The organism is Vibrio sp. 10N.261.45.E2 (genome assembly GCF_002875705.1).
Taxonomy (GTDB): Bacteria; Pseudomonadota; Gammaproteobacteria; order Enterobacterales; family Vibrionaceae; genus Vibrio.
Genome location: NZ_MCZZ01000021.1, coordinates 1 through 1,075, shown reverse-complemented (window position 1 = coordinate 1,075; position 1,075 = coordinate 1). Strand labels below are relative to the sequence as shown.

Sequence of the window (1,075 nt, the reverse complement as noted above, 5' to 3'; positions counted from 1 at the left end):
AAAAGTTTGCGACAGAACCGAAGATTCCTTATCATAGTTTTTCGTTCCGTTGCACCTTCAACCAGAGGTGTAAGTCAGACCAGCCAAGGTTTTAAAAAAGGAGACGGTATGGCTAATAAAAATCAAGACGTAATCTTAGATATTTTAGTGGGGAATGAGTGGCGACATATACACCTGACTCATCAACGAGCAATTGCTTTTATCCGTCGAGCCAATCATCGAGGTTACTTGATCACCCCAATTTCAGAGATTACCCAAAAAACAACAAGCAGAACACGTAGACGATGAGCAGAAACTTAAAGCATTACCAAACCCTTGATGAACTCGTCACTCATGGTTTGTTGACATTGTATTGTGCTATGCAGGGACAACAAGGGTTTTGGACGATAAAACGAAGAAATGAACTCTTGGTGAAGTTCATTAAAACACGAGTAAAGCTTGCCAAGTTCAGTACATGTAAAAAAGATATGAAAACCATGCTCAGTATAGGCCGTCACCCTAAAGGTAACTTAGAGCAGAAGTTATGGGACGTAAATCAGCTTAACCTTGACTATCAAACCAAGTTTTCACAAGCCGATGAACTGTACATCATGCTAACGCAATTATTTGAAGACTTTCAGTTCCCCTCAATGTTGAACAAAAAAGAGCGTCAAAGAGAGGACGATACGCTGTATATGGATGAGAAAGAGATAGAAAAAGGGTTTGATAATGAAAATAACCAAATCGCCCCACTCGCTATGACAGTCAAAACACACCGGCTTGAAGCGTTAATTCAAGCGGTGCAAAACAACGCCAACTATCGTGTAGAGGTCACACATGTAGACGATGAAGAAGTGATTCATCTCCTGCTTCATCGAGTCACAAAAAAATGACCGCGACATAAATAACTTCAATGATACAATGAAGTTGGGTGCTCTTGGCTATCAGTCATGAGCAAACGCATCAGCGTGAAATTCGCTTGTGTCTGATAGACAAAAGCCCCGATAGTTAATTAAAACTAACGAGGCAATTCTCATGTATAAGCAGCTTGATTATAGCCTCTTCACCAAAGGAGGGAACATAGCAGCTACGCTGC

2 protein-coding genes are annotated in these 1,075 nt (G+C 40.8%); both read left to right on the top strand.

The genetic code is table 11. The features are described from left to right. Positions 1-108: 108 nt before the first annotated feature. Positions 109-288: a hypothetical protein gene (locus tag BCT34_RS01000; RefSeq protein WP_076652657.1), complete on the top strand. Its 180-nt coding sequence runs from the start codon at positions 109-111 to the stop codon at positions 286-288. After that, the gene (locus tag BCT34_RS00995; RefSeq protein ID WP_076652655.1) at positions 285-872 is read left to right on the top strand and encodes a DUF2913 family protein; all 588 of its coding nucleotides are present in this window, start codon (positions 285-287) and stop codon (positions 870-872) included. Before BCT34_RS01000 ends, BCT34_RS00995 begins: the two co-directional genes overlap by 4 nt. Positions 873-1,075 lie beyond the last annotated feature (203 nt).

Coding starts and splice junctions, on each gene's coding strand:
- BCT34_RS01000 (WP_076652657.1), top strand. CDS start 109: ATGGCTAATAAAAATCAAGACGTAATCTTAGATATTTTAGTGGGGAAT.
- BCT34_RS00995 (WP_076652655.1), top strand. CDS start 285: ATGAGCAGAAACTTAAAGCATTACCAAACCCTTGATGAACTCGTCACT.